Here is a 19,690-nt window from a genome sequence, read left to right as displayed (position 1 = left end):
ATTATCAATAAATTCTGTAAACTTTTATAGAAGTTTACAATCTGCTCCTATTTAAATCCAAAAAAAATCGAATAGATAGCTATTCATCTATTCGATCTTTCATCTGTTTTAATATTTTCTTTTCGAGTCTTGAAACTTGTACTTGCGAAATACCTATTCGCTCCGCTACTTCCGATTGAGTTTGGTCTTTATAGTAGCGTAAATATACAATTAAACGTTCTCGCTCATCTAATTCTCTAATTGCTTCTTTTAAAGCAATTTTATCAAACCATTTCGTTTCAGATTGATCTGCAATTTGATCTAAAATAGTAATTGGGTCCCCGTCGTTTTCATACACCGTTTCATGTATAGATGAAGGAGCTCGACTCGCTTCTTGCGCCAGAACCACTTCCTCTGGCGTTAGTTCTAACGCTTCGGCTACTTCATTAATCGTTGGGGCCCTTCCGAATTCTTTCGAAAGCTCGTCTCTCATCTTTCGAATTTTATTTCCTGTTTCTTTTAAAGATCTACTTACTTTCACTGATCCATCATCACGTAAAAATCGTTGTATTTCTCCAATAATCATTGGAACTGCATATGTTGAAAATTTCACGTCGAAAGATAAATCAAATTTATCTACCGATTTTAAGAGCCCAATACATCCAATTTGAAATAAATCGTCTGGTTCGTATCCTCGATTAAGAAAACGCTGCACAACCGACCATACGAGACGCATATTACTTTGAACGATTGTATCTCTCGCTTGTTGATCTCCATCTTGACTTTGTTGAATTAACGCTTTTAGCTCGTGGTCCTTTAACTGAGGTTTCTTCTTTTCATTTTTGACCTCGATGTCCATAGGCTATTCTCCTTAATTGCATAGAGCGTTACTATTTGATAAGTATTTTGTCAAATGGATTGTTGTCCCGAAAGATTCGTTTGAAATAACTTCTACTTCATCCATAAAATTTTCCATGATAGTAAATCCCATTCCGGAACGCTCTAATTCAGGTTTAGTTGTAAACAGGGGTTGTCTTGCTTCATCTAAATCAAAGATGCCAATCCCTTCATCTCGAATCGTGAGTTTCACCATTGCTTCTTCCAAAATTACAGAAATATAAACAACACCTTCTGCATTTCCTTCGTACCCATGAATAATTGCATTTGTAACTGCTTCTGACACAACTGTTTTAATCTCCGTAAGTTCTTCCATCGTTGGGTCTAGTTGCGCAATGAAAGCAGCTACTGTAACGCGAGCGAACGATTCATTTTGACTTAATGCTGAAAATTGAAGGTTCATTTCATTTCTCATTTATGCCACCCCCAACGTCGCGAGCGCATGCGCTTCACTTTCTTCTAAGCGAACAATTTTAAATAAGCCCGACATTTCAAATAAACGTTTAACAGGCGGTGAAATTGCACAAACAACCATTTCTCCACCTAATCCCTTTACATGCTTATATCGGCCTAATATAACACCTAAACCAGAACTATCCATAAACGATAAGTTCTCTAGGCTCAAAACAATATGATGAACACCATGTGTCTCAATCATATCTGTTACTTTCGTTCGCAACTCTTCAGCAGTATGATGATCTAATTCACCCGCTAGTCTCACACATAGGACGTCACGTTTTACTTCTAATTGCATGGAAAGACTCACACGATTTCCTCCTTATGCTCAAACTTTACTCATTTACATACATAAAGATTTTCGTGATTCAACATAAGAATCCTTCCTACTGACAAAAGAAGAACTATTTCGCCATAAAGTGAAACCATTCAGCAATTATTTACTTTCATACGAATAGAAAAGCGGCAAAATATTTGCCGCTATTTTGATGTTGAAAACATCCCAAAACTTCTTTTAAATAACTCCCACCAGCTCGCTGCAGCAACATCTTCTTTTGCTACAATTGTTTGCTTTAATAAAACATCTTTATCTTTTTTAATAACAAGTGTACCAAGTGCATCGCCCTTTTTAATCGGCGCTTTCACTTTCTTTTCAGCAATTACTTCTTGCTTTACTTTATCCATATTTTCGCCTTTCTTCATAAGAAGAGACACGTTGTCTGACGCAACTAAATCTACTTTTTCTTTTTTACCTTTTCCTACTTGTACAGTCTTAATTTTTTCGCCTCGTGTATACAATTTCTTTGTCATATATTGACCAAATGCGTAGTCAAGAAGCTTCGTTACTTGATTGTTCCGTTCTTTCGATGTAGGTGCTCCCATAACAACTGAAATAACACGCATCCCATTCTTTTCAGCAGATGCTGTTAAACAATATTTCGCTTCAGTCGTAAAGCCCGTTTTCACACCATCTACTCCAGGATAAAAACGTACTAACTTATTCGTATTTACGAGCCAAAACTTCTTATCGGTATCTTCACGTAAATAGTCTTCGTATTTACCTGTATATTTGCGAATAAGTGGGTACTTCATTAATTCTCTCGCCATTATAGCCATATCATTTGCTGTAGAATAATGGTCTTTAGCTGGAAGACCTGTTGGATTTTGAAAATGAGTATTTTTCAATCCTAAATCTTTCGCTTTTTTGTTCATCATATTTACAAAACCTTCTTCTGAACCAGCGATATGCTCCGCTACTGCAACAGACGCATCATTTCCAGATGCAATTGCAATACCCTTTAGCATTTCATTTACAGTCATCTCTTCCCCAGGCTCTAAAAAGATTTGCGATCCACCCATTGAAGCTGCATGCTCACTTGCCCTAACTTTATCGGTCAGTTTTAGTTTTCCTTTTTCAACTTGTTCCATAATTAATAGCATTGTCATAATCTTCGTCATACTGGCAGGCGGTAACTTCTCATTTGGATTTTTATCAAATAAAACTTTACCTGTATCTTGTTCAATTACGATTGCTGACGACGCTTGTTCCGCTAACTTCGGCGCTGTTTCTTCTGTTTTCTCCTGCTTTGTCTTCTCAGATTGTGCGAAACTAACTGAAGTACCAGAAAGCAATAACATGAAACAAACAAGTATTCCAAAAACTCGCTTCATGACTAACCCTCCATTCTATATCAGACCTATTTTTTCCAATTTCTTATTTTTTAATACCATATTTTTCTAATATTTTCAGTTGACAAATACATTCATCACCTATATTGTATTAAGTGTATTACATGAAGTAGTACACTTAATACAAGTCAGAAAGGAGACATTGCTCTTGCATATTCAACTTGATCCAAGAAGCAACACTCCGATATGGGAACAAATTGTTCAAAATATAAAAGCACTCGTATTGAAGAACATGTTAGCTCCAAGTGACAAACTACCTTCTGTACGCGAACTCGCTTCTTTACTCGTTATAAATCCAAATACAGTGAGTAAAGCGTACCAAGAGTTAGAGCGACAAGGGATTATTGAAACATTACGAGGAAAAGGAACATTTGTATCCCAATCGATTACCCCAACATTAGACGAAAGGAAAATCGCTATGGTTGAAAAGCAATTTCATCAGTTACTATTAGAAGCCTCTTATCTCGGTGTTACGAAAGATAAAATTCATGATTGGATAGATTCATACTATAAAGAGATTGGAGGAAATGCGGATGCTGAAAGTGACGAACTTGAAGAAGACAATTGATAATCAAACGATTTTAGATGATGTTTCTTTCACATTACAAAGAGGAAGTATCATCGGATTACTCGGAAGAAACGGTGCGGGGAAAACAACTTTATTACGAACGATGGTTGGCATTTTAGACCCAGATGAGGGGACTGTTACATATGATGATGTGAATGTTCATAAACATCCAGAAATCAAGCAGAAGGTAGCTTATGTACCAGATTCTACTAATATATTAAGCGGATATACAGTAAAAGAAATTGCGAAGTTTTATAAGGCTGTTTATACAAACTTTAATGAAGAATATTTTTATCAGCTGTTAGAGCGCTTCAATCTACCTGAAAAACGAATTCGTAGTTACTCACGCGGTATGAAAGCACTTCTTGCAATCATTTTAGCTTTTTGTACAGGCGTAGAATACATTATTTTAGATGAACCAACCAATGGACTTGATCCAATTGTAAAAAGACAAATCTTGCAATTTTTAATTGAAAAAGTATCGGAACGGGAAATCACTATTCTCATTTCTACTCACCATTTAGATGAAGTCGAAAAAATTGCTGACACGGTTATTATTTTAAAAGATCACACAATCGCTTCAATTACAGCATTAGAAGATACGAAATCTCGCTATGCAAAAATACAAGTTGCTTACGAACGGTCACTACCACAAAAACTAGAAAATTTAAAACATGTAAAAATATTAAATCAAACCGGAAAAGTATATACAATTTTAATTGAAGGCAATGTAGCAGCTACATTAGAAAAGTTTCATAAAGAACAGCCACTGCTCATTGAGGAATTAACCATGTCGCTCGAAGATATCTTTATCACAACGTTTGAGGAGGATTCGCATGTTTCATAAAGCTTTATGGATGAGGCAATGGAAGCAAGGAAAATATATAATTCTATTATTTTGGTTAACTAGTTTATATCAACTACCTTATAAATATTATCAAGCAGCGCAAATGCAGCTAAAACAATCAAAAATGAAGTTTGATGACTATGCATATTACTACTCCTACTATTTTCAGACATCTGATGGTGCCGTCCTCTTTCAAGGAGCTACTCTTATTGCACTTGCTTGTCTTTTAATTGGGTGGGAACGTAACAATCAATCAACTGATTTTCTATTCTCGATGCCTTTTAAACGAAAAGATATTTTTTTAACAAAATGGTGGCTTGGCGTTTTGAATATTATTACAGTGCAAATTGTTTGCTGGATTAGCATGTACGGAATAAAGAACATGTCGTTTCACAATGAGTATCAAATCTTTACTCCGTTCCATAGTTACTTTCTATATGCTACGGTTGCACTTATCGCTATTTATACATTCACCTTATTTATCGGAACCATTACTGGACATATATTCTCTCAAAGTAGTTTAACTATCATTTTATTATTTTTACCATACGGTTTTGGAATGTTAATTTCCGGATTCATTTATTCCCATACACAATGGTCTTTAGAGGCATTGGGAGAAATAGAGCACCATACTTATGAGTACTTACAACATATAGGTATCATTTCACCATTAGAATCTTTTTCTATTACTTATGATTACCACCCGATAGAAACATTTGATGACCGTGGCAATAAACTTTCTAGTGTACCACAGGACAATCCAATGGAGCATACTTCTGTACCTTCTCCTTGGACACTATTAACACCATTTGCTTACATCATTATCTTTTTATCAATGGCAATCTTTCTATACACACGTACACCGAACGAACAAAACGGAAAAATACTATTGTTTCCTAACTTGCAAAAATGGTTCATGATTTGCACCGTTCTATGCTTCGGACTGCTTGGCGGTAGAATATTAGGCGGACGAGATGCACTTCTATCTTATTATGTTGGATTTTTCCTATTCGCTATCATGAGTTACTTCATTTTTACACGTCTTTTAAAATTGAAGTTTGCTTTTGGAGGAAAATAAATATGAATTAAGGTGGTGGATACATGTTTCAAAAAGCATTATAGATGTGAAACTATAAACACGGAACAATGGCATTAATAGAAGCTGCCGAAAAAAGTGATACAATGACAAAAGAAAGATGTTATAGATTATTTAACTCTTATATGAACTAAATAAAAAAGGGCATTGCACAAGAGCAATGCTTTTTTATTATATATATCCCGATCTAAATAAAGAGGTTATTTCACATTCTCTCTTCTTTTCCCATACTCTTTTTCTTGCTTCGTTCCAAACCCGTCACCATTTGCGACGATTTGATCTGTTGGAGCAACTATACTTTCAGCAATTCTCCATTCTCCCCCTTGTTGAATAAACACTTGCATAAAATAATTCATTCCATTTAACTGATACGGATTTTCTTTTTTCACTTCATATCGAGCTGCCACATAATACACTTGCACATTCTCAGCCTCAAACTTAGAAATATATTGTGATAATCTCGGGATGTACTGTGATGCTTTCTGAAGTGGAAGCTGTTTTACTTTTACAAGAGAAGACTTTGTTACATTACTGATCGTATCTTCATGCCGAATGTTATCACTATGATGAAATAAAATAGCATTCTGCATAGAGCGAATCCATAGTTTTGAATATAAAACAGGTTGCTTATTTGAAATATGTTGTAATTCTTTCTGAACGACTTGAAGAGGCGTCGCGGCGTCCGCGAATTGATGAAAACAGAAAAAACTTCCAATCATAATAAAAAGCATAGAAATACGTTTCATAATTTTTCACTCCGATTCTTTTTAATTAAAGTATTGGAGTTTCAAAATGTTTTTATTCAAAAGAAAAAGGATAGGAAAGCTTTCGCTTCCTATCCTCATTTATTATAATACGCGGCCAAATAGATCTAAAACCATTTCTATTTCTTGGTCGCTCCAACCTTTAAATCTCTCTTTATAATATTCTTTACGCACAGCTTCAAGTTTTTCAGTTACTTCTCTTCCGTGTTCTGTAATTTCTAGGTACACGATACGACGGTCTGAATTTGAACGCTTTCTTTCTACAAACCCTTTTCGTACGAGACGGTCAGTAACAGCTGTAATATGACTGGAGGTTACGTTTACTTCACTCGCAATTTGCGAAGCCATCTGTGGACTGTTTAAAAATAACGCGCGTAATACAGAAAATTCATTGTATGGCATATGTTCTGCAAAACGTGTATTAATATCATTTTGTAATAAACGTATCATCTTTCGGAATGATCCGGATAACTCTAAAATCAGTGTTTCTCTTTTTTCGTTCACTAGCCTCGTCCCTTTTTTATCATATTTACACATATTATAATCTATAAATACCTATGTTGTATATGCTTTCTTCCCTCAACATTCTCATTTATGTAACTTTTTTCATATAAATTTCTTTTTTGTTCACACATATACATATAAATAAGGATGGTGATGGAAGATGCAAGGTGGAATGAATCCTTATTTACACAACGTACGCACAGCTAATACTGGTAAAGAAGCGACTATTACTGTACAAGGTGAAGGTGTTGTCAAAGCAAAACCCAATGTTGTTATATTAACACTTGGCATTAGAACTGATAGTAAAAATGTGAAACAAGCGCAAGAAGAAAATGCAGTGCAATCAAAACAATTATTGGATGCACTAAAACAACTAGGTATTGCCGACAAAAATATAGAAACCATTTCATATACGATTACGCCCCAGTACGAATATGTAAATGATAAAGCATTATTACAAGGATATCGTGTAGAACATTTGTATGAAATTACCGTTTTAAATGTACAAAAAGCAGGGGAAGTATATGATATAGCCGTTTCAAATGGAGCAAACTTAGCAAAAGGATTACGTTTTCGAATATCTCATCCAAATAAATATTATGAGCAAGCTCTCATTCAAGCTCTGCAACAAGCGGTGGAAAAAGCTCGTGCTATTGCGAGTACATACAATTTAAACATTAATCCTGTTCCACTCTCATTCGTTGAAGAATCTGCCCAATTACCACGGGAAGTAACGTCCTATGCTACTTTACATGCACAAGCAGCTCCACCCATTCAATCGGGAGAATTAGAAATCATTTCAACAATACGAGCCATTTTTACGTATTTATAAATAATTTCATTTATAAGTAAACGTTATCATTTTCCTTGTTGTAAAAACATGATGTTCTGATATAATAAAGGACGGTGAGCTCTTACGAAAGAGATATCACGGGTGGGAGAGGGATATGAAAAAGAAGGTTTAACATGAAAGGAATACTTGAAAGAACATTTAAATTAGGTTTACACGAAACATCACCAAAACAAGAAGTTTTAGCTGGAGTTACGTCATTTTTCACGATCGTATATATTATGATTGTAAATGCGTCAATTTTATCCGATGCTGGCATTCCTCTTGAAGCTGGAATTTTAGCAACTGTTTTCAGTTCATTTATCGGATGTCTACTCATGGCATTTTGGGCAAATGCACCTGCTATTCTTGTCCCTGGTATGGGTGTAAATGCATTCTTCACGTACACTGCTGTGCATACGCTCGGATTAACTTGGCAGGAAGCATTAGCAGCTGTCTTCATCTCTGGTATTATTTTTGCAATTGCTGCGTTTACACCAATCGCTCGCGTGCTTTCAGTATCGATTCCAAAGTCATTAAAGGAAGCTATTACTGTCGGCATCGGATTATTTTTAGCATTTATCGGATTGCAAAAAGGTGGTTTAGTCGTTTCGAATCCAAATACTGCTGTTGCAATGGGTAAATTAAGTAACCCTGTCGTTCTTGCGACCGTGCTTACTCTTATCGTTGCACTTGTACTATTTATTCGTAACGTACGTGGAAGCTTTTTATGGACGATTGCAATAGGAACTGGTATTGCATGGCTATTTGGTCTTGTTGATACAAGTCAAATCGGAAATAGTTCATTCTCATTCGCTAATTACGGCGATGTGTTTGGAGCTATGTCATTTGGCAAACTTTCTTCCTTACCGTTTTGGATTGCAACATTCTCCTTAAGCATGGTGCTTATTTTTGAGAACATGGGACTACTGCACGGTTTATTAGAAGATGACCGTAAATTCCCACGTGCTTACCAAGCCAATGCAATTTCAGCAATGACATGTGGTCTATTTGGCACAAGCCCTACCGTATCAACAGTAGAGAGTGCCGCAGGTATTACTGCAGGCGGAAAGACAGGTCTGACGTCTATCGTTACAGGGTTGTTATTCTTTGCATCACTGTTTGCACTTCCGTTTGTGAAACTAATTCCTGATAGTGCCATTGCACCAATCTTAATTATTATTGGCGGCCTGATGATTACAAGCATTCAGCAAATTCCTCTGAACGATTTTTCAGAAGGATTTCCAGCGTTCTTAATTATCGTCATGATCCCGCTCACATATAGTATCGCTGATGGCATTGCGTTCGGATTTATTGCTTATCCTATCTTAAAAATTGCTCTTGGAAAGCGTAAAGAAGTCGCACCGTCTATGTATATCGTTACATGCTTATTCTTAGCCATGTTCGTATTACATGCTATTGGTTAAATAAAAAAACACCGAGGTGAATACCTCGGTGTTTTTTTATTTAAACCAGCCCTTTTTATAAAACCAGGCCATCATTCCACCACCAATTAACGCCATTAACAATAAACAAATAAAATAACTATACTTCCCACCAAGCTCTGGCATATGTGAAAAGTTCATTCCATATACTCCTGCGATAAATGTTAGGGGCATGAAAATAGTTGAGAAGACCGTTAATGTTTTCATAATGTTATTCATATGATGTGAGTTTAATGAAAAATAGCTATCTCGAATATCTGCCGTTAACTCCCGGCTTGCCTCAATCATTTCTGTCAGTTTCAGCAAATGATCATGTATATCTTTAAAATAAATTTCATGATCACTTATACCGTAAAAACGAGTCGAATTTAAAATACGATACAATAAATCACGCATCGGAATGATTGTACGCCTTAGTTTCGATAAATCTGCACGTATATCAAATACTTCTTCTAGCACACTCCCGGCTGTCTCACCCGTTAAATTATCATCAATGGCATTTAAATGATCCTCAATGTAATATACAGGTGCAAAATAGTCATCTACAATCTGGTCGATAATTGTATGCGCTACGTGTAAAGGACTATTTTTAATACGCTTCTTTTCTCCAAGTGTTTTCCATACTCTTTCAATTGCATTGTTATGAGAAAAGTGGAAAGAAACAATAAAACGATCACTAATAAATAAATCGATCTCGTGCGGTTCTAATCCATCCTCACCAAATGCATGAAGAACTAAAAAGTTATATCCATCATAAAAATCAACTTTTGGCCTCTGTACATATTCTATACAGTCTTCAATTGCAAGGGGATGGAACTTAAAATGATCTTGCAAAATGTATGTATACTCTTCTTTCGTTGGCTTATATAAATCTAGCCAATACCATACAATATGGTCTTTCGTTGTTTCTTCTAGCGAAACATCATATAATACTTCATCTGTTTTTGTTATTGCACAAATTCTAATCATAATTTCACCCATTATTATTATAAACAAAAAATAGTAAAAAAAGCCAAGGAGAAGTACTCCTTGGCCTTTTTTATTACTTCGTTACAATACCATGCACTAAAGTTGGTGCATCTACGTGGTCTTTAGAGATCTTCATGTTCTCATAAATTTTTGCTTTTACATCTTCCACATTTTCACGGTTTGCGTAAATTGTAACAAGGGATTCACCTTTTTTCACGCTGTCCCCTACTTTTTTGCGAAGCATTAAGCCCACTGCTAAATCAATTTCAGATTCCTTCGTCGCACGTCCTGCTCCTAAAAGCATTGCTGCTGTTCCGATTTCATCTGCAACGATTTCTGATACATAACCGTCTTCTTTCGCTTCTACTTCAATTTCAAACTGTGCTTGTGGTAATTTTGAAGGATCATCAACAACAGATGCATCGCCGCCTTGCGCTGATAAGAACGTTTTAAATGATTCTAGCGCTTTACCGTTGTTCATTACTTCAATTAATTTCTCACGTGCATCTTCTAAAGATGAAGCTTGTCCAGCAAGGTACACCATTTGACTTCCAAGTGTTAAACATAACTCTTCTAAATCTTTTGGCCCTTTACCTTGTAATGTATCAATTGCTTCTTGTACTTCAAGTGCGTTACCAATGGCCTCACCAAGCGGTTGACTCATATCAGAAATAACAGCCATCGTATTACGACCAACGTTATTACCAATGCGCACCATCGCTTCTGCTAAACGTTTTGCATCTTCATCTGTTTTCATAAATGCACCTGCTCCAGTTTTTACATCAAGAACAATTGCATCTGCACCAGCAGCAATTTTTTTACTCATAATCGAGCTTGCAATAAGCGGAATTGAGTTTACTGTTGCCGTTACATCACGAAGTGCATACAATTTTTTATCCGCAGGTGTTAAGTTTCCACTTTGACCAATAACTGCGATTTTGTTTTCATTTACAAGACGCATGAATTCATCATTTTCGATTTCAACATGGAATCCTGGAACTGCTTCTAATTTATCAATCGTACCACCAGTATGTCCTAAACCACGTCCAGACATTTTTGCAACCGGTACACCTAAAGCGGCTACTAATGGACCTAATACAAGTGTTGTTGTATCACCAACGCCACCTGTTGAGTGCTTATCTACTTTTACTCCTTCAATAGCTGATAAGTCGATTGTATCACCACTATTTACCATTGCCATTGTTAAATCAGCACGTTCTTGATCGTTCATATCTTGGAAGAAAATTGCCATTGCAAGTGAACTTACTTGATAATCAGGAATATCACCATTCGTATATCCTTCAACAATAAAGTTAATTTCTTCTGTCGTTAATGCATGTCCGTCACGTTTTTTTGCAATTAGGTCCACCATTCTCATTGTGAGGTCACCCCTTCATTTGTTTTACGATTGCTTTTACTAATGCTAAGAAGTTAGCTTTAACACGTTCTGTCGTTTCGATTACTTCATCGTGGTGAAGTGGCTGATCTAAAATACCAGCTGCCATATTTGAAATACAAGAAATACCAAGTACTTTCATACCAGCATGACGCGCTACAATTACTTCAGGTACTGTTGACATACCAACTGCATCTCCGCCAAGTGTACGAAGCATACGAATTTCAGCAGGTGTTTCATATACAGGACCTGTCATTCCTACGTATACACCTTCTTGTACTTTAATATTTAAGTCTGCTGCAACTTGTTTCGCCATTTCACGAAGTTCTGTCGTATATGATGTAGACATATCAGGGAAACGTACACCCATTTCAGAATCATTTGGTCCGATTAATGGATTTGTACCCATGAAGTTAATGTGGTCTGAAATTAACATAAGATCGCCTGGCTCGAATGATGTATTTACACCACCAGCTGCATTTGTTACAACAACTGTTTCTACACCTAGTTCTTTCATAACACGAACTGGGAATGTTACTTTTTGCATGTCGTATCCTTCATAGAAGTGGAAACGTCCTTGCATTGCTACTACTGTTACACCTTGAAGTGTACCGAATACTAATTGACCTGCATGGCCTTCTACAGTTGAAACTGGGAATTCAGGGATTTCACTATAAGGTACTGTTACTGCGTTCTCAATTTCATCTGCTAATACACCTAGTCCAGATCCAAGGATTAGTCCTACTTGTGGCGTTTCTTGAAATTTCTCTTTTAAGTATGAAGCTGATTTTGTAATAAGTTCACGATTCATTTGTTTATCCCCCTATTTCTTTAGCTCGTTTAAGAAGCTTGTTCCGTGTTCTGGCATTTTCACACCGAAGTTTTCTGCTACCGTTGCACCAATATCAGCAAATGTTTGACGAAGTGCTAATTCTTGTCCGCCTTCTTTCATGCTTGGGCTATATGCTAATAACGGTACATATTCACGTGTATGATCAGTACCAGGATGTACTGGATCATTACCATGGTCTGCTGTAATTAATAATAAATCATCTTCTTTTAGTTTTTCGAATACTTCTGGAAGACGTGCATCATAGTCTTGCAGTGCTTCTCCATATCCTTGTGGATCACGGCGGTGACCGAATAATGCATCAAAGTCAACTAAGTTTAAGAAGCTAAGGCCTGTAAAGTCCATGTTTAATGTATCTACAAGCTTATCCATTCCATCCATGTTAGACTTCGTACGAAGTGATTCAGTTACCCCTTCACCATCATAGATGTCAGAAATTTTACCGATAGCAATCACATCGTAGTCACTATCTTTTAATTCATTCATTACCGTGCGGCCAAATGGTTTTAACGCATAATCATGACGGTTCGGTGTACGTGTGAATTTCCCTGGTTCTCCAAGGAATGGACGAGCGATAACACGACCTACCATGTACTTTTCATCTAACGTTAATTCACGTGCAATTTTACAAATTTTATATAACTCTTCAAGTGGCACTACTTCTTCGTGTGCTGCGATTTGTAATACGCTATCAGCAGAAGTGTAAACGATTAAAGAACCTGTTTCCATTTGTTCTTGACCAAGTTCATCAAGAATCTCAGTTCCAGAAGCTGGTTTATTACCGATAATTCTACGACCTGTTTTTTCTTCTAATTCATCAAGTAATTCTTTTGGGAATCCTTCAGGGAACACTTGGAATGGTGTATCAATGTAAAGACCCATAATTTCCCAGTGTCCTGTCATTGTATCTTTACCAGTAGATTTCTCTTGCATTTTTGTATAATATCCAAGCGGTTTTTCTACTTTAGAGATACCTTTCATTTCACGAATGTTACCAAGACCTAACTTCACCATATTTGGCATTTGTAATCCATTCATATGTTCAGCAATGTGACCAATTGTGTCAGAACCTAAATCACCAAATTGCTCAGCATCTGGTGCTTCGCCGATTCCTACAGAGTCCATTACGACTAGGAATATACGTTTATATTTATTCATAACTGCGACCTCCTATAAGTTCAGTTCTACTTCTTGTAGTATGTTCAAAACGCTATAAAGTGAAACTGTTATTCATAAGAATTATCTTTCGTTCTCACTGGCAAACAGTACTTCTTTAATTGATTCTCTAACCTATTTCGTTTCCTTTGAAACGACTCAAAAACATTTCTAGTTTTTTCTAAGTCAGATGTCAGACATCTGATACTGATATCATAACATGTTTACGCTTTCTTTTTAATACATTTTCGTAGAATTTCTCATTTTCTTCACACTTCTATTGTAATCCATTATGCAAATAAGTGCTAATTATTTTATGATTTATTTCTTCATATAAAACGAAACTTTGATTAGCAGATGTTTCGTTCGTCTCCAATGATTATTAGCCCTCATCAATCGGGCGTTTGCGGGATAAAAATAAAAAGCAGCTCTAAAGAGCTACTTTTTATTTTACTTCTACTGTTTCTTCTTTATGTTCATGTAGTTCACCTTTTTTAACATGAACTTTCACTTTGTAAGCACCGTTTTCTTTGAAAGTATGTTTCGTTTCATACTCTCCTTTATTTCCTTCTTTCGCTGGAATAAATTCGTGCTTTTCAACACCATCTTTCCAAATCTCAAGTTGTACTTCAGCACCAGTTAACGCTTCTTCTTTTTGTTTTAAATGAACTTTCATTGTTGATTCTGCATTTGCTTTTATATCACCAGCCATAAGGTGGATCATTGTATCGCTTTTATGATCGCCATGTCCTGCACCGTGATCACTATTTTCTTTTTTCGCATCTTCTACTTTCGCATTTCCTACAGCAACTTTGTGTGCTGGCATAACGTGCATATCGCGTGCATTTGTATGAGGAATAATATGATATACTCCATCAGTTTCAAATGTTTTCTCTACTGCATAAACACCTTTCCCTTTATGCTTACCGTCTAGCATCTCATGTTTCTCGTCGCCATCTTTCCAAATTTCAAACTTTACGTCATCAGCATCCGTTACTCTTTCTTTACCTTGTGTAACAAGTGCTTGTACTTCTGTTTTTTCACCAGGTTTAATTTCTTTCGGATTCGTTTGAATCGCTACGTTTATACTTTCAAGTTTCTTTTCTTTTTTCGGTTCTTCTTTGTTTGTATTACAGCCAGCCAACGCTAGCATCGCGATAAATAAAATCATAATAAGTTTTTTCATCATCATTTCCTCCTTCATTCCTTATTTAGTATAGAGGAAATACATTGTAATATTCTAGTCTTCTGCTGAAAACAATATACGAAATGTTTGTGAAGTTTCTGTGAAGCGGTCTTCCCTTCTGATTCTATGAAAAAAGAGCATAGTAACTATGCTCTCGGATGAAACTGTTTATATACATCTTTTAATCTAGCTTTTGAAACATGCGTATAAATTTGCGTCGTTGAAATATCTGCATGTCCTAGCATTTCTTGCACCGCACGCAAGTCTGCTCCATTTTCTAATAAATGCGTAGCAAAAGAATGGCGCAACGTATGCGGTGTAAGCTCTTTTGCAATATTTGCTTCTTTCGCTAATCGTTTTAAAATTTTCCAAAATCCTTGTCTTGATAATCGATTCCCATGATGGTTTAAAAAGAGTGCATCTACTACTTTTTTACCCATCAATTCTCTTCTTCCCTTTTCAATATACTTTTGAATCGCTTCCGTCGCTAAACTTCCTAGTGGAATAATTCTTTCTTTATTCCCTTTCCCTATGCAACGAACAAATCCCATCGTTAAATGTACATCTTCTAAATTTAAGGCAATTAATTCCGAAACACGAAGTCCTGTTGCATATAATAACTCTAGCATCGCTTTATCACGAACCCCAAAAGCACTCGTCATTTTTGGTGTCTGAAGTAACGCTTCTACTTCATCGATTGATAATACTTTCGGTAATTTCCGTTCTCCTTGCGGCGTTTCAATATGTACGGATGGGTCGTGCTCTACCGCTCGTTCACGAAGTAAGAATTGGTGAAACGAACGAATCGATGCAATATGACGTGCTAATGTTTTCGAAGATTTTCCGTTTTCTTTTAAGTGCTGCAGAAAATTAACAATGTGCAAGCGTGTCACTTCATGAAAGCTTTTCGCTTGTTCTACATTTTGCAAATACTTTACATAACTTTTTAAATCCCGTTCATAAGATACTACTGTATTTTTCGCTAGTCCTTTTTCGACAACCATATAATGAATAAAATCTTTTAATTGATCTTCCAATCTACACTACTCCCCATTTTCATAGAAAAACATCATTCTATTTACGAAAGCATCCTTTGCCGGCTCTTCATTCCCTGATACTTTTTCTACAGTCTCTTCTTTTGGCTTTTCATAACGATGATAGCTTTCATATTCTTCATTTATCCATAGTATAGCGAAATAAAACAAAATCGTACAACTTGTAAATAATAAAAATACTTTTATCCCATCAAAAGTTAATTTTAAAGCTCGGCGCATTGTAAATTCCTCCAAAATATAAGTTATTACAACATATGCCAAGCTTTCACCAATTTATACCTTATTCAAATAAAAAACCTCTTCCTAGATAAATAGGAAAAGGTTATTTTTCATCCGTTTCATTTTCTTGACAATTTTTACAAATCCCATGGAATGTTAAACGATGATCCTTCACCTTAAAGTTCCAGTCACGTTCTACTTTCCTTTCCACTTCACCAAGTAAATCTTCTTGTATTTCTTGTACAGCACCACATTGTGTACAAATCAAATGATGGTGGAAACGCTGCGCACCTTCTTGGCGTAAGTCATAGCGTGAAACACCGTCTCCGAAGTTAATCTTATCGACAACTTTTAACTCAGATAATAGTTCTAAAGTTCGATAGACGGTTGCTAATCCGATCTCTGGCGACTTTTCTTTTACAAGGAGGTAAACATCTTCTGCGCTTAAATGATCTTCTTCATTTTCTAGCAGCACACGAACTGTTGCTTCACGTTGCGGTGTTAACTTGTAGCTCGCTGCATGTAATTGCTTCTTAATTCGTTCAATTCTTTCTTCCATTCGGTACTACTCCCTCCTCGCCACTCTTACACCATTATATCAGAAGAAGGGCTTCTGTCAAAAGAAAAACAATAAAAACAAATTGATAATTATTCTCATAAAGTATTTATTGTTTATTAATAGCCTCAACGACTTCTTTCATTAAAACTGGTGATGCATAAGCTTCTACACTAGAAGCAAGAGCTAACACCGCTCCAATTACAAGAAAGAAGCATGTATAACGAATTAATAACGGTAATAGCGGCTCGGTTATTTTCCGAATAAATTGATGCCTAATCATGCGTAAGGAAAAGCTTGCTGCAATTGTTGTCATAACGAGAAATACTGGAATAATAATGAGGTTTTGTGGCAATACAGAAACGAATGCTAATAATAATCCATTCCATCCATGCTGACTGACTAAAAAACCTACTGTAAATCCGACAACTACTCCTTTTACAAACAATAAAATAAAAATAAGTGGCAAACCAATAATTGAAATCCCCAAAATCCAAATAAATCCAATGTATTTTAATTGCGAAAAGTAACTTTCTCGAAACATTTCGCTTGCAATAGCAAATTCTCCTTTAGAAACTTGTCCAAAAAAACGTTGTAAATAAAATGATAAATCTTGTTTTTGATTTAATTGTAGACTATTTACGAGAATGGCCCCAAATATTACTCCCATCAATAATAAAACTGCGTTAAATATATATAATGAAGAGTTTTCCTGTATGTGAGACATTACACGGTCTTGCCAAGTTTTTCTCCACATTTTTCTTCCCTCCGTTCACACTCTTACTAAAAATGTATGAAAGAAAGAAAAAAGTATGACGAATTAACATTGAAATTCCGCTCTACTTTGCTAAACTAAAAAGTAGAGAATAGGAGGGATTTCTCTTGAAACCATTATTATTAGATTTTCCAACATTATTTCAAACTGAACGCTTACAAGTTCGTAAGCCATTTCCAGGTGATGGTGCAGAAGTGTATGAAGCAATCCAAGCTTCTCTAGAAGACTTAGTACCGTGGATGCCAATTAACGCTGAGACAGAAGAAAGTGCTGAAGAAATCGTTCGTAACGCTCACGGGCAGTTTTTACTTCGTGAAACACTTGATTTTCACTTATACGATAAAGTATCTGGTACATTCATTGGGGCTATAACGCTCAAGCCTGAAAACTGGGATATTCCAAAGTTTTCACTTCACTTTTGGCTGCATAGTGCTTATACAAAACAAGGCTATATGACTGAAGCTATTAAAGGTGCCATTCAATTTGCCTTTGATAAGCTAAGTGCTAGAAGAATTGAAATCCGTATTGATGCAACAAATACAAATGCATGTAACCTAGCAGAACGTTTAGAATTTATTCTAGAAGGTACAATGGAAAATGATTTCATAGCACCAGACGGTAGCTTACGTGATGCACGCGTATACGCAAAAATCAATTAAAAAACACTCGCCTTTGGCGAGTGTTTATTTTTGTAGTTGTAAATATTGTACTGCAAACATCGTTTTCGCATCATGAATACGAAGATCTTTCATAAGAGTAATCGCTTCTTCTAATGATACTTCCATCAATTCCACAAACTCATCTTCATCTAACTCAGCTTTATTTTCTTTTTTCGTCAAACCTGTCGCTTTATATACATATAAAATTTCATCTGCAAATCCTGGAGATGTATAGAAAGAAGTAATAAGCTCCATATTTTTACATACATATCCTGTTTCCTCTTCTAATTCACGAACAGCTGTCACTTCAGGTTTTTCACCAGGTTCTAACTTGCCGGCTGGAATTTCTATAATCGCCTTTTCAAGCGCTTTACGATACTGCTCAACAAGCACAATTTTCCCCTCATCAGTAATAGCAATAATAGCAACTGCACCAGGGTGATTTACAATTTCACGTTTACTCATTGCTCCATTTGGTAATACTACATCATCAACACGAACTTTTATAACTCTACCATCAAAAATCGGCTCAGTTTTTACTGTTCTCTCTGCAAGATTACTCATACTACTTCATCTCCCTGTTCTATTTCCTATTCTTTCCTCATACATTTTACCACATTGAAAGGAGCGTGATAGAAATGAAAGTTTATATTTTACCAAATCGCGTCACTTTAGTCGGAAAAGCATGGCAAATTCGTCATAAGCTAAAACAATATGGCAAAGAGTATACAACTGTACAAGAGTGGATTACAGCAAGTAAAGTGAAACTTTAATCAGAGGAGGCATCCCCTCTGATTATTTGCCCTCACCAATCAGGGTAAAAAGGAAACGTTTGTCAACCTCTTTTTCCTTTCGTACAATAAGGGTAAGGAGGTTGACCTATGAAAAAACGTCAATTAGGAAACTCAGATTTGTTTGTTACAGAAATGGGCCTTGGCTGCATGTCTCTCGGTACATCTGAAACAGAAGCTATGCGTATTATCGATGAAGCAATCGATTTAGGAATCAATTTTTTTGATACAGCGGATTTATATGATTATGGGTTAAACGAAGAATTTGTTGGAAAAGCCTTAAAAGGGAAACGAGACCAAATTGTTCTTACAACAAAAGTTGGAAATCGATGGACAGAAGAAAAAAACGGCTGGTCTTGGGATCCTTCTAAGAATTACATAAAGGCTGAAGTGAAAGAAAGTTTACGTAGACTTCAAACTGATTATATTGATCTTTATCAACTTCATGGCGGGACGATTGAAGATCCAATAGATGAAACAATTGAAGCCTTTGAAGAATTAAAAAAAGAAGGTATTATTCGCCATTACGGTATTTCTTCTATACGTCCAAATGTCATCCGTGAGTATGCAAAACGTTCAAACATCGTTAGTGTGCTAATGGAATATAGCCTTTTAAATCGTCGCCCTGAAGAATGGTTCCCACTTCTAAATGAACATCAAATTAGCATTATTGCTCGCGGACCACTTGCAAAAGGAATTTTAACTGATAATAATGCAAGGAAGATAGAAAGAGTAAAAGAAAAAGATTACCTTTCTTATTCTTACGATGAATTATATGCGACACTCGCGAGTGTAAAAGAAATAATCGGGGAAAGCTCTTTAACAGGAACAGCTATTCAATATTGCTTACATAACGAAACCGTTGCAGCTGTTATACCTGGTGCAAGCTCTATTCAACAATTACAAGAAAATGTACAGGCTAGTAAACAAACACAGTTAACAACAGCAGAATATATACAACTTCAGCAAATTGCGAAATGTGATACTTACGCTTTACATCGTTAA

Annotated in this window: 24 protein-coding genes; 8 read left to right on the top strand and 16 right to left on the bottom strand. The window is 36.0% G+C overall.

The annotated features are described in order from the left end of the window. Positions 1-79: 79 nt before the first annotated feature. The 4 genes from sigF to dacF all read right to left on the bottom strand — a co-directional run bounded on the left by sigF (position 80) and on the right by dacF (position 3,003). Positions 80-838 (bottom strand): RNA polymerase sporulation sigma factor SigF, encoded by a 759-nt coding sequence (sigF, locus tag KVT31_RS03095; RefSeq protein ID WP_000350734.1) that lies wholly within the window; start codon positions 836-838, stop codon positions 80-82. 12 nt (positions 839-850) lie between these two features. Continuing rightward, positions 851-1,291 (bottom strand): anti-sigma F factor, encoded by a 441-nt coding sequence (gene spoIIAB, locus KVT31_RS03090; RefSeq protein ID WP_001243399.1) that lies wholly within the window; start codon positions 1,289-1,291, stop codon positions 851-853. Beyond that, positions 1,292-1,642: an anti-sigma F factor antagonist gene (spoIIAA, locus tag KVT31_RS03085; protein WP_000059133.1), complete on the bottom strand. Its 351-nt coding sequence runs from the start codon at positions 1,640-1,642 to the stop codon at positions 1,292-1,294. Between the two features lie 170 nt (positions 1,643-1,812). After that, positions 1,813-3,003: a serine-type D-Ala-D-Ala carboxypeptidase DacF gene (dacF, locus tag KVT31_RS03080; RefSeq protein ID WP_088097635.1), complete on the bottom strand. Its 1,191-nt coding sequence runs from the start codon at positions 3,001-3,003 to the stop codon at positions 1,813-1,815. Positions 3,004-3,169: 166 nt separating this feature from the next. On the opposite strand from dacF, the gene KVT31_RS03075 reads away from it, so the two are divergent. The 3 genes from KVT31_RS03075 to KVT31_RS03065 are packed head-to-tail and all read left to right on the top strand — an operon-like array spanning position 3,170 to position 5,514. Beyond that, positions 3,170-3,589 (top strand): GntR family transcriptional regulator, encoded by a 420-nt coding sequence (locus KVT31_RS03075; protein ID WP_088097636.1) that lies wholly within the window; start codon positions 3,170-3,172, stop codon positions 3,587-3,589. Then, positions 3,555-4,436: an ABC transporter ATP-binding protein gene (locus tag KVT31_RS03070; RefSeq protein ID WP_088097637.1), complete on the top strand. Its 882-nt coding sequence runs from the start codon at positions 3,555-3,557 to the stop codon at positions 4,434-4,436. The genes KVT31_RS03075 and KVT31_RS03070 overlap by 35 nt, the downstream gene beginning before the upstream one ends. Further along, the gene (locus KVT31_RS03065; protein ID WP_088097638.1) at positions 4,426-5,514 is read left to right on the top strand and encodes an ABC-2 transporter permease; all 1,089 of its coding nucleotides are present in this window, start codon (positions 4,426-4,428) and stop codon (positions 5,512-5,514) included. Before KVT31_RS03070 ends, KVT31_RS03065 begins: the two co-directional genes overlap by 11 nt. A 218-nt stretch (positions 5,515-5,732) precedes the next feature. On the opposite strand, the gene KVT31_RS03060 is transcribed toward KVT31_RS03065, so the two are convergent. Both KVT31_RS03060 and KVT31_RS03055 read right to left on the bottom strand, forming a co-directional pair. Next, on the bottom strand, positions 5,733-6,278 hold the full coding sequence (locus KVT31_RS03060) for a hypothetical protein (RefSeq protein WP_088097639.1): 546 nt from the start codon (positions 6,276-6,278) through the stop codon (positions 5,733-5,735). 102 nt (positions 6,279-6,380) lie between these two features. Then, the gene (locus KVT31_RS03055; RefSeq protein ID WP_001003312.1) at positions 6,381-6,800 is read right to left on the bottom strand and encodes a MarR family winged helix-turn-helix transcriptional regulator; all 420 of its coding nucleotides are present in this window, start codon (positions 6,798-6,800) and stop codon (positions 6,381-6,383) included. Positions 6,801-6,960: 160 nt separating this feature from the next. Here KVT31_RS03055 and KVT31_RS03050 point away from each other — a divergent pair, with 160 nt between their 5' ends. Both KVT31_RS03050 and KVT31_RS03045 read left to right on the top strand, forming a co-directional pair. Beyond that, positions 6,961-7,632, top strand: coding sequence for an SIMPL domain-containing protein (locus KVT31_RS03050; protein WP_076540012.1), 672 nt, complete (start codon positions 6,961-6,963; stop codon positions 7,630-7,632). 134 nt (positions 7,633-7,766) lie between these two features. Beyond that, positions 7,767-9,056 (top strand): NCS2 family permease, encoded by a 1,290-nt coding sequence (locus KVT31_RS03045; RefSeq protein ID WP_088097640.1) that lies wholly within the window; start codon positions 7,767-7,769, stop codon positions 9,054-9,056. 36 nt (positions 9,057-9,092) lie between these two features. Here KVT31_RS03045 and corA read toward each other — a convergent pair whose 3' ends face one another. The 9 genes from corA to spoIIM form a co-directional block, all read right to left on the bottom strand. Next, positions 9,093-10,055, bottom strand: coding sequence for a magnesium/cobalt transporter CorA (gene corA / locus KVT31_RS03040; RefSeq protein WP_140392539.1), 963 nt, complete (start codon positions 10,053-10,055; stop codon positions 9,093-9,095). Between the two features lie 61 nt (positions 10,056-10,116). After that, positions 10,117-11,421 carry a pyrimidine-nucleoside phosphorylase gene (locus KVT31_RS03035; protein WP_088097642.1) on the bottom strand — a complete coding sequence of 435 codons (1,305 nt, stop codon included), beginning with the start codon at positions 11,419-11,421 and terminating at the stop codon, positions 10,117-10,119. Positions 11,422-11,428: 7 nt separating this feature from the next. Then, positions 11,429-12,250 carry a purine-nucleoside phosphorylase gene (locus KVT31_RS03030; protein ID WP_001078444.1) on the bottom strand — a complete coding sequence of 274 codons (822 nt, stop codon included), beginning with the start codon at positions 12,248-12,250 and terminating at the stop codon, positions 11,429-11,431. A gap of 12 nt (positions 12,251-12,262) precedes the next feature. Continuing rightward, positions 12,263-13,447, bottom strand: coding sequence for a phosphopentomutase (gene deoB, locus KVT31_RS03025; RefSeq protein WP_098341834.1), 1,185 nt, complete (start codon positions 13,445-13,447; stop codon positions 12,263-12,265). A gap of 442 nt (positions 13,448-13,889) precedes the next feature. Next, positions 13,890-14,633 (bottom strand): FixH family protein, encoded by a 744-nt coding sequence (locus KVT31_RS03020; protein ID WP_140392540.1) that lies wholly within the window; start codon positions 14,631-14,633, stop codon positions 13,890-13,892. A gap of 143 nt (positions 14,634-14,776) precedes the next feature. Then, entirely contained in the window at positions 14,777-15,667 is an 891-nt protein-coding gene (xerD, locus tag KVT31_RS03015; RefSeq protein WP_088097645.1) for a site-specific tyrosine recombinase XerD, read from the bottom strand. Between the two features lie 6 nt (positions 15,668-15,673). Further along, positions 15,674-15,904, bottom strand: coding sequence for a YqzK family protein (locus tag KVT31_RS03010; RefSeq protein WP_001250432.1), 231 nt, complete (start codon positions 15,902-15,904; stop codon positions 15,674-15,676). Positions 15,905-16,007: 103 nt separating this feature from the next. After that, positions 16,008-16,463 carry a ferric iron uptake transcriptional regulator gene (fur, locus tag KVT31_RS03005; protein WP_088097646.1) on the bottom strand — a complete coding sequence of 152 codons (456 nt, stop codon included), beginning with the start codon at positions 16,461-16,463 and terminating at the stop codon, positions 16,008-16,010. 106 nt (positions 16,464-16,569) lie between these two features. Then, positions 16,570-17,187 (bottom strand): stage II sporulation protein M, encoded by a 618-nt coding sequence (spoIIM, locus tag KVT31_RS03000; protein ID WP_226544967.1) that lies wholly within the window; start codon positions 17,185-17,187, stop codon positions 16,570-16,572. A 155-nt stretch (positions 17,188-17,342) separates the two neighbouring features. Here spoIIM and KVT31_RS02995 point away from each other — a divergent pair, with 155 nt between their 5' ends. Then, positions 17,343-17,894, top strand: coding sequence for a GNAT family N-acetyltransferase (locus KVT31_RS02995; protein ID WP_000803488.1), 552 nt, complete (start codon positions 17,343-17,345; stop codon positions 17,892-17,894). A gap of 24 nt (positions 17,895-17,918) precedes the next feature. Here KVT31_RS02995 and KVT31_RS02990 read toward each other — a convergent pair whose 3' ends face one another. Further along, positions 17,919-18,458, bottom strand: coding sequence for an NUDIX domain-containing protein (locus KVT31_RS02990; protein ID WP_088097647.1), 540 nt, complete (start codon positions 18,456-18,458; stop codon positions 17,919-17,921). 74 nt (positions 18,459-18,532) lie between these two features. Here KVT31_RS02990 and mciZ point away from each other — a divergent pair, with 74 nt between their 5' ends. Next, positions 18,533-18,667, top strand: coding sequence for a Z-ring formation inhibitor MciZ (gene mciZ / locus KVT31_RS02985; protein WP_088097648.1), 135 nt, complete (start codon positions 18,533-18,535; stop codon positions 18,665-18,667). 108 nt (positions 18,668-18,775) lie between these two features. Continuing rightward, positions 18,776-19,690: an aldo/keto reductase gene (gene lolS, locus KVT31_RS02980; protein ID WP_088097649.1), complete on the top strand. Its 915-nt coding sequence runs from the start codon at positions 18,776-18,778 to the stop codon at positions 19,688-19,690.

The sequence above is a fragment of the Bacillus sp. GbtcB14 genome (assembly GCF_019091205.1).
In the GTDB taxonomy this organism is placed as follows: domain Bacteria; phylum Bacillota; class Bacilli; order Bacillales; family Bacillaceae_G; genus Bacillus_A; species Bacillus_A cereus_AG.
Note: the sequence above shows the minus strand (reverse complement) of the source record. Positions and strands in the feature narration are given on the sequence as shown.